Genomic DNA, 8384 nt, shown 5'->3' on the forward strand with positions numbered 1-8384 from the left:
TGCCCTCTCCAAAACTCAGGAAACTATGCGCCCCGCCAAGCGGGCGAGCCCATCGGCCGATGGCATGCGGCCTTCAAACCACCAATGCGCGCAGATGGCGCTCATAGCTTCGCCGTCGTGGCCGATGCCGGGCACGCTGTGCAACTGCCACGCAAGCGGCACACCCAGGCGCGCAGCCTGCTGCAGTGCGTATTCGGTGTAATGCAGCGCGCGTGAATAGCGGTGGGGGCCCTGCCGCAGCGCTGCGGGCTCGGCGGGCAAATTCGGGTCGGCGGTGTCTATGTCCTGCTCGCCGGCGAGGATCACCAGCGGCGTGGCAAGCAGGCGGGCCAACGCGTCCGGCGCAAGTCCAACGCCGCCCAGCCCTTCGGGAAATCCCAACGAGTCATCAGCTAGCGTATACCAACCGGGGTTGGCAGCGACGATGCCGGCAAGACCACGGACGCCGAGTAGGCTGGCCAAGCGGTGCACGAACTGCCCTCCTGCCGAATGGCCGAAGAGATAAACCGGCTGCTCCTGCAGAGCGCCCTCGCGACGCAGCTGACCGATCAGCTCCGGTATCGCCTGATAGGCCCACTGCGCAGCAGGCGCAAGGTGCCCATCCTGTGTCCACACGCCGCCGTTGTTGTAACTTTCCACGCCAGGCCAGTGCTCGTTGGAAAAGGTCGGGGCAATGATCTGCAAGCCGTATCGCTCGGCAGCGGCAACCCAGAAGTTGCGGTAGTCATCACCATTGCGCAGCATGCCGTGCTGCACCAGCACCAGCGGCGCGCGTGCGTCGGCTGCAGCGGCGCGGTAGCAGTGCAGCGTCACCGGCCGGCCGGCGAATGCCCAGGGCAGCGAAAAGCTGCCGCTGGTCCGGCCAAAGGCAAAAAGGGAGAGGGTCACGGTGGGTCCAGCAAATGACAGGCCGCCTGGTGGCCGCCAGCCACCTCGCGCAGCAGCGGCTCCTCGCGCTTGCAGCGCTCCATGGCGTGCGGGCAGCGCGGGTGGAAGGCGCAACCTGTAGGGGGATTGAGGGGCGAGGGGATTTCGCCCTGGATGGGGGTGAAGACGCGCTTCCTGCGGGCAACGTCCGGCACTTCCGCGAGCAGGGCCTGGGTGTAGGGATGCTGGGCGCGCGCAAAGACCTCGGCCGTCGTGGCCGTCTCCACGATCTTGCCCAGGTACATGATGGCCACGCGGTCCGAGATGTGGCGCACCACGCCGAGATCGTGGCTGATGAACAAATACGTGAGCTGGCGCTGCGCGCGCAGGTCCATGAACAGATTGATGACCTGCGCCTGGATCGACACGTCCAGCGCGGCGACCGGCTCGTCGCAGACCAGAAACTCGGGCGCCACCATCAGCGCGCGCGCAATGCCGATGCGCTGGCGCTGCCCGCCCGAGATCTGGTGCGGCAGGCGGTCGCGGTATTCGGTCGACAGTCCCACCTCGGCGAGCGCCGCGTCCACCCGCGCACCGATCTGGGCGGAAGGTGCCAGGCGGTGCACCGCCAGCGGTTCGGCCAGGATCTGGCGCAAGCGCTGGCGCGGGTTGAGCGACGCCTGAGGGTCCTGGAACACCATCTGCACACCAAGCACATAGTCGCGCCTGGGCTGGCCGGCCAGGCCGGCGACGTCCTGCCCCTGGTAGCGCAGCTCGCCGCTGCTGGGCGCATGCAGGCCGGCGACGACGCGCCCCAGCGTGGACTTGCCGCAGCCCGATTCGCCCACCAGGCCGAGCACTTCGCCGCGCGCGATCGCCAGGTCCACGCCGTTGACCGCGTGTACGGTGCGCTCCCTGGCGGGCCGCCCGGCAACCGCGCCGACGGCCTTCTCCACCATGCCGGGCCGGGTGGTGAAGCGCTTGTGCACTGCGCGCAGTTCCACGACCGGCGCCCCTACGTTGTCATTCGCTCGCGTCACCGCAGGCCTCCTGCAGAGGATGAAAACACCGGAACATGCGCCCGGGCACCTGCGTCGCCGCAGGTTGCTCGGCCACACAGCGCTCGCTGGCGCGCGCGCAACGCGGCGCGAACGCGCAGCCGGGCACGCGCGCCGACAGGCTCGGCGCCATGCCGTTGATCTGCACCAGGCGCTCACCCGGCCGCGTGCGGCTGGGCAGGGAGGACAGCAGGCCCTCGGTGTAGGGATGGCGCGGCGCGTCGAGCACGTCGGCCACGGCGCCCTCCTCGACGATGCGCCCGGCATACATCACCGCCACGCGATCGGCCAGCTCGGCGATCACGCCCAGGTCGTGCGTGATCCATATCAGCGCCGTGCCCTGCTCGGCGCAGATGCGCTGCATGCGGTACAGGATCTGCCCCTGGATGGTCACGTCCAGTGCCGTTGTGGGCTCGTCGCAGATGATCAGGTCGGGGCGGTTGAGCATGGCGATGGCAATGGCCACGCGCTGGCGCATGCCGCCGGAGAACTCGTGCGGGTAACTGCGCAGGCGCTTCTCGGGTGCCGGGATGCCGACCATCTCCAGGGCCTCAATGCAGCGCCTGCGGGCTTCGGAGCGCGGCAGCTTCTGGTGCTGCTCCAGGGCCTCGAGCATCTGCTCCTCGATGCGCAGCACCGGGTTGAGCGTCATCAGCGGGTCCTGGAAGATCATCGCGATGCGGTTGCCGCGCAGCTGGCGCAGGGCCTCGGCAGGCAGCTTGCGCAGGTCCTGGCCGTGCAGCAGCACCTCGCCGGCGATGATCTCGCCGGGCGGGTCGATCATGCCGAACAGGGAAAAGCCGGTCACCGACTTGCCCGAGCCGGATTCGCCGACGAGCCCGAGGATCTCCCCGGGCACCAGCCGGATGTCCACGTCGCTCACAGCCGGCCACGCGCCCTCCTCGGTGTGGAACACGGTCGATAGGCCGCGCACTTCTAGCAGCGGTGCGTTCATCATTTCCTCGGGTCCAGGGCTTCGCGCAGGCGGTCGCCGATCAGGTTGATGGACAGGATCAGCGCCACCAGCGCCAGGCCGGGGAACATGCTGATCCAGTAGTCGCCCGACAGCAGGTACTGGAAGCCGTTGGCGATCAGCAGGCCGAGCGAAGGCTCAGTGATCGGCACGCCGACGCCCAGGAACGACAGCGTAGCCTCCAGCGCGATGGCGTTGGCGATCTGGATGGTGGCGAACACGAGCACCGGCCCCAGGCAGTTGGGCAGCAGGTGCCGCGTCATGATGCGCCAGGTGGAGTAGCCCAGGCTGCGCGCGGCCTCGACGTATTCCTTCTTGCGCTCCTGCAGCGCGCGGCCGCGCATGATGCGCGCGTAGTGCGTCCACTGCACGGCGACGATGGCGATCACCACCTTGTCCACGCCGCGCCCCAGGATGGCCAGCAGCAGCAGCGCGATCAGGATGGTCGGAAAGCCCAGGATGAAGTCCACCAGGCGCATCAGCAACGTGTCGACGATGCCGCCCAGGTACGCCGCGACCAGCCCGACCAGCGCACCGATGGCCGTCGCGATCGCCACCGCCGACAGGCCCACCGACAGGCTGATGCGCAGCCCGTACAGGATGGCGCTGAGCATGTCGCGCCCCTGGTCGTCGGTACCGAGCCAGTAGCGCATGCCGGACGCAGCCTGCGCGCCAGGCGCCAGGCGCCCGTCCATCAGGTCGAGTGCGCCCAGGTCGTAGGGGTTTTGCGGCGCCAGCAGCGGCGCCAGCAGCACGGCAAGGAGCAGCAGCGCCAGTGCGATGGCGGCACCCTTGACCGAAGGCTTGCTGCGCAGCTGGCGCAGCATCTGCGCGCGACGCGGGGTGTTCGCCAGCGGCTGGGCGCGCAGCGGGGTGCCGGTGGGTTCGGGAAGTTGCGGGGTGCTCATGCCGAGGCCTCCTGCAGTTGCACGCGTGGGTCGAGCACCGCGTAGAGCAGGTCAACCAGCAGGTTGACCATGACGAAAATGAAGGTGACCAGCATCACGTAGGCGACGATGACCGGCCGGTCGAGCTTGTAGATGCTGTCGATGAGCAGCTTGCCCATGCCCGGCCAGGCGAACACCGTCTCGGTGATGGTCGAGAACGCCAGCAACTGGCCGAACTCCAGGCCGATCACGGTGACCACCGGGATCAGGATGTTGCGCAGGATGTGGCGCGTGAGGATGCGCCGCTCCGGAACGCCCTTGGCACGCGCGAAGCGCACGTATTCCTGGGTCTTGGCCTCGGTCACGCCGGTGGCGGTGAGGCGCAGCACCAACGCGATGTTGGCCAGCGCCAGGTTGACCGCCGGCAGCAGCACATGCGCCCAGCCATCGCGCGTGAACAGCGAAAACGGCACACCCAGCACGTCCACCGTCTCGCCCCGGCCCGCAGCGGGCAGCCAGTGCAGCCAGACCGCGAACATGAGGATCAGCATCATGCCCTGCCAGAAATTGGGCAGCGAGAAGCCGAGGACCGAGCCACCCATCAGCGAGCGCCCCAGCGCCCGGTCGTGGTACAGCCCCGCGATCAGCCCGAGGGGGATGCCGAGCACGCAGGTCAGGCCGATGGCCACCAGCACCAGCTCGAACGTCGCCGGGATGCGCTGCACGATCAGCTCGATGGCCGGGATGCCGTGCACGAAAGAGGTGCCCAGGTCACCGTGCAGCGCGCGCGCGGCGAAGCTGGCGTACTGCTGCCACAGGGGCAAGTCCAGGCCCAGGCGGGCGATCATCTGCTGGCGGTCGGCCTCGCTGGCCTCGGCGCTCACCAGCAGTTCGATGGGATCGCCCACCGCATAGACCGCGATGAACACCACCAGCGACACCGCCAGCAGCACGAAGAAACTTTGCACCAGGCGGCGCAGGACATAGACCCACATCACGGTCCCTCAAAAAATAAAGCGCGCCGCCGCCATTGCTGGCCGCAGCGCGCGTTCGCAGAGCTTACTTGGCCGGTTTGACGGAAGCTGCGAGGGTGTACTGGTCGCGCCGGCCTTCGTAGGTCAACCCCTTCTTGAAGGCCCAGATGCTGCTCTCGAAGTGCAGCGGGATCAGCGGAACGTTGTCGAGCGCGATCTGCGTCGCACGCTCCAGCTCGGCCTTGCGCTTGGCGTTGTCCATGGTGGTCGCCGCCGGCACGTAGACCTTGTCGAACTCGGGGCTGACGAAGCCGCCGTAGTTGCTCGTGCCCTGCCCCTTGGGCGCATCGGTGGACGCCACCCAGAGCTGGAACAGGCCCGAGGCCTCGCCGTTCTCCGAAGGCCAGCCGCCCATCGCGAAGCTGAACTCGCGCTTGGCACGCTTGGGGAAGTAGATCGACGCGGTCATGGCATCGACCTTGGTCTTGATGCCGATGCGCGAGAGGTACTGCGCCACCGCCTGCGTGACCTGTGCATCGTTGATGTAGCGGTCGTTGGTGGAGGACAGCGTCAGCTCGAAGCCGTCGGCGTAGCCCGCTTCGGCCAGCAGCTTCTTCGCGCCTTCAGGGTCAAACTTGATCTCGGGCGCATGCGCGAGGCCGCCGAACATGCCGTCGGGCATGTACTGGTAGGCCACGGTGGCCATCCCGTCCATCAGGCGCTCGACGATGGCCTTGCGGTCGATGGCCATGTTGATGGCGCGGCGCACGCGCAGGTCCTGCAGGGGGTTCTTGCCGTTGGCGGCCTTGGAGAACGGCGAGGTTTCGCGCCCTGCATCGGGCTGGAAGAACACCAGGCGCGTGGACGGCGTCGCGACGAAGGCCAGCTTGGGGTCTTGCTTGACGCGCGCCAGGTCGCGCGCCGCGGGGTTCTCGATCAGGTCGTAGTCGCCGGACAGCAGGCCCGTCAGGCGCGGGCCGGCCGCCGGCACGGGCACCATCTTGACGCTCTTCCAGTGCGGCTTGTCGCCCCAGTAGGTTTCGTTGCGCTCCAGGGTGATGGCGGTGCCCTTCACGTACGACTTGAGCACGAACGGGCCGGTGCCGATGGCCATCTTGCCATTGTTGAAGTCCGCCACGGACGGCCACGGGCCCTTGTAGCCACAGCCCTCCTTGGGTGCGAACTTCCAGCCGTCGAAGTCCACGATGGAGCTGGAGATGATGGGCAGGTTGCGGGCGAACTCGGCCGGGATCAGCGGAATCGGCGTTGCCGTCTTGACGATCACGGTGTACGGGTCGGGCGTCTGCACATCGGTCAGGCGCTTGGTCGTGTCCATGTACGACTGCGAGACGTTGGTCTCGTTGTTCAGCGTGCGGCAGATTGTGAACAGCACGTCCTTGGAGGTGAAAGGCGCGCCATTCGAGAATTTCACGTCCTTGCGCAGCTTGAATTCCCAGGTCAGGTCGTCCAGGTTCTTCCAGGACGTGGCCAGCGACGGCACCAGTTCCATCTTGGGCGTGCGTCCGACGAGCGAGTCGTACACATGGGCCGTGAAGGAATCGTTGGACGTCATCTTGTGATAGTGCGGGTCGGCAGCCGTAGGCTCCGACGCCAGCCCGATCGTCAACTGTTGTGCATGTGCTGCGCTGAGAGCGCCAGCCATGCTCAGGGCCAAGGCGCCCTGCTTCCAAATCGTGGTCATCGTTTTCGTCTCCTTTAGTATGCGACCCATCCGTGGCCTAAATAGTGCATGCCAACCGGAAGGAATCTAACATATTCCAAAACATCGCCCAAGCTGCCCAACCCAGCACCTTTACGCGTCTTCATCATCACTGTCATTTGCCTCGTCTTTGCTGCAACCAGCGGGAGGCACGCAGCGTTATTCAAGAGTGGGGAGGCACCCATGCTCCGTAGCTTGTGCTGCAAACTACAAAGGTGAAATTCCAATCAACTTCTGGGAACGCGGAGATGGCCTAGAAATGAAAATCACTTGCGTTTACCGACTAACCGGTATTCGACGCATTTATTCTTCCAGTGGTTTACTTAGTACAACCCGTTTACCAAAATGGGCCCACTTCACCCCGAAGGCCCGGCAACCTGAGTCAAATCCATTCTATCCACCGCGCTCAAGCGCAACGCTATGTAAAAACACGTATGGAACAAAGAATTTTCCGCGCCGTACTCAAAGCAGGATTTGACGCAAAGAGGATGCATAAGCGATATAACTCTCCTCGCATTCCAGCGAATATCCCTTATGTCGTTGACAACATCTGGGAGTATCTCCGCCCTGAAAATATGCCATCTCGCAGACATTCCGTCTATGCTTCGCCCACCCCCGAACTGGCTCTTAAAAATGCCAGCGGTATTGCAGTTGACCGCGAAGAATATGTCGTTTGCGAGATCATCTACAAAAGTTCCGATTTAAAAATAGCCCAACTCGAAGTATCCGACGCACGCGAGCATCCCGACATAACACGCCTCAGCAAGCGAGTTAATTCATTTATAAGAAATACGTATATCGACGCAGACTGGGATTTGCGCAGGAAACTTGCGCCATTGCTGACCCCTGCCCTACGCCGCTCGGAGCTACAGGAAATAATGGACGCCTACGGGCCTCTGAATAATTTAATCACTGACGCAAAAGGAGAATCCACTATTTGGACGGAAGCAAGCACCGTTATTTCCAAAGACAGCGACGGCGAAATATTTTTCGAACTAGTCGAAAACGCAAATTACTTAATGCACCCGATAAATCATTGAGCCACAAAACAGAAGGATATTAAAATGGGCCGCCTTAGCAATAATGAATTCAACCATCTAACCAATTTCCTAGGATACGGCGAAATAAGTGCGCCCGTATGGTTTCTTGGAATTGAGGAGAGCACCGACAACGCTGAAATCATTCGACGTCGGATATCCTTCCAAGCGGTGGAAGACTGCAAAGAAGCTCATGAAAAGCTTGGCATTACAAAACACCACGAAGGCGATAGAACGATACAACGTACTTGGGCTTATCTGTGTCGGCTAATGTTAATTCTTCATAACACGGACCCGCGCGACACAGAAGCCGTCCGAACATATCAGGCAGAGCAGTTGGGGCGAAAGAACGGCGAGACCTTCCTGGGAGACTTGCTACCGATTCCATCCAAATCTAATGGAGATTGGGATTATGAAAATTTTTTGCCGCAGTATAGCAATCGGCAAGACTATGAAACTGATATTCTTCCCAAGCGTATTTCGCTATGGAAAACTCAAATTCGCACCCATCGGCCACGCGTAGTTATGTGCTACGGAAAAAAATACTGGCCGACGTACAAGCAACTTTTCCCTGATGCAATCTTTAATGGCGACTCAGTTGTGGCGCATGCTGAAGCTGGAGATCAAGTATTCATACTGACGCACTTTCCAACATTGAGCACCATGAATAATCGTTATTCGGAAATAGCGAACATTATGCGCAAATACTACTCTCCGAATCCCAAATAAGACCTCGCAGGAGGACTGGAACCAAACTGCCGAACCCTCAGCTTACTGCCTCACGTTAGGCACCAACTCGATAGCGAGCGCGGCTGAATCGCCCCGGGTTTTCTAGACACCTCTGAGCCTCAAACCTGAGGCCCAATAG

General features: G+C 62.9%; 8 protein-coding genes. 2 read left to right on the forward strand and 6 right to left on the reverse strand.

Going from position 1 to position 8384, the window contains the following annotated elements:
* Positions 1 to 15: 15 nt before the first annotated feature.
* From RT282_RS16710 to RT282_RS16735, 6 genes are all read right to left on the reverse strand, one after another.
* The gene (locus tag RT282_RS16710; RefSeq protein WP_313316116.1) at positions 16 to 888 is read right to left on the reverse strand and encodes an alpha/beta hydrolase; all 873 of its coding nucleotides are present in this window, start codon (positions 886 to 888) and stop codon (positions 16 to 18) included.
* Positions 885 to 1907: an oligopeptide/dipeptide ABC transporter ATP-binding protein gene (locus RT282_RS16715; protein ID WP_313316119.1), complete on the reverse strand. Its 1023-nt coding sequence runs from the start codon at positions 1905 to 1907 to the stop codon at positions 885 to 887. The genes RT282_RS16710 and RT282_RS16715 overlap by 4 nt, the downstream gene beginning before the upstream one ends.
* A complete protein-coding gene (locus RT282_RS16720) occupies positions 1891 to 2880 on the reverse strand; it encodes an ABC transporter ATP-binding protein (RefSeq protein WP_313316121.1) in 990 nt (329 codons plus the stop codon). Before RT282_RS16720 ends, RT282_RS16715 begins: the two co-directional genes overlap by 17 nt.
* Positions 2880 to 3806, reverse strand: coding sequence for an ABC transporter permease (locus RT282_RS16725; protein ID WP_313316123.1), 927 nt, complete (start codon positions 3804 to 3806; stop codon positions 2880 to 2882). Before RT282_RS16725 ends, RT282_RS16720 begins: the two co-directional genes overlap by 1 nt.
* Positions 3803 to 4780, reverse strand: coding sequence for an ABC transporter permease (locus RT282_RS16730; RefSeq protein WP_313316125.1), 978 nt, complete (start codon positions 4778 to 4780; stop codon positions 3803 to 3805). The genes RT282_RS16725 and RT282_RS16730 overlap by 4 nt, the downstream gene beginning before the upstream one ends.
* Before the next feature lie 64 nt (positions 4781 to 4844).
* On the reverse strand, positions 4845 to 6461 hold the full coding sequence (locus RT282_RS16735) for an ABC transporter substrate-binding protein (RefSeq protein ID WP_313316127.1): 1617 nt from the start codon (positions 6459 to 6461) through the stop codon (positions 4845 to 4847).
* Between the two features lie 452 nt (positions 6462 to 6913).
* Here RT282_RS16735 and RT282_RS16740 point away from each other — a divergent pair, with 452 nt between their 5' ends.
* Positions 6914 to 7519, forward strand: a complete 606-nt coding sequence (locus tag RT282_RS16740) for a hypothetical protein (protein WP_313316129.1) — start codon at positions 6914 to 6916, stop codon at positions 7517 to 7519.
* Between the two features lie 24 nt (positions 7520 to 7543).
* A complete protein-coding gene (locus tag RT282_RS16745) occupies positions 7544 to 8245 on the forward strand; it encodes a hypothetical protein (RefSeq protein ID WP_313316131.1) in 702 nt (233 codons plus the stop codon).
* Positions 8246 to 8384: the final 139 nt, after the last annotated feature.

It is taken from the genome of Pulveribacter sp., assembly GCF_032079985.1.
Classification (GTDB): Bacteria; Pseudomonadota; Gammaproteobacteria; order Burkholderiales; family Burkholderiaceae_C; genus Melaminivora.